Genomic DNA, 344 nt, shown 5'->3' with positions numbered 1-344 from the left:
AATTTCCGAGGCCGCGGTCTGTACATCACGATTCTGCTGGCCACGGCGGCACTGCCGTTCGAAGTCATCATGGTGTCGACGCTGATTGTCACCCGTGGGCTAGGGCTGCAGGACACTCTGTTGGGCGTGGTGTTGCCGCAAGCAGTGTCCATCGTCTCGATCTTCGTCATGAGGCAAGCGTTCATGAACGTGCCAGACGAACTCGAAGAGGCGGTCGTTGTAGACGGCGCCGGGCCGATCCGCACCTTCTGGTCGATCATGCTCCCCTCCGTTCGCGGATCAATTGCCGTTGTCGCCGTGCTCGGCTTCCTCGACAGCTGGGACCAGTTCCTCTGGCCGTTGGT

General features: G+C 60.8%; 1 protein-coding gene. It reads left to right on the top strand.

The genetic code is table 11. From position 1 onward, the window contains the following. On the top strand, positions 1–344 hold a 344-nt coding region (locus SB658_RS22560), incomplete at both ends, for a carbohydrate ABC transporter permease (RefSeq protein ID WP_410602452.1).

Source organism: Bacillus sp. SIMBA_008 (assembly GCF_046535495.1).
In the GTDB taxonomy this organism is placed as follows: Bacteria; Bacillota; Bacilli; order Bacillales; family Bacillaceae; genus Bacillus; species Bacillus subtilis.
This window is presented reverse-complemented; position numbering and strand designations above follow the sequence as displayed.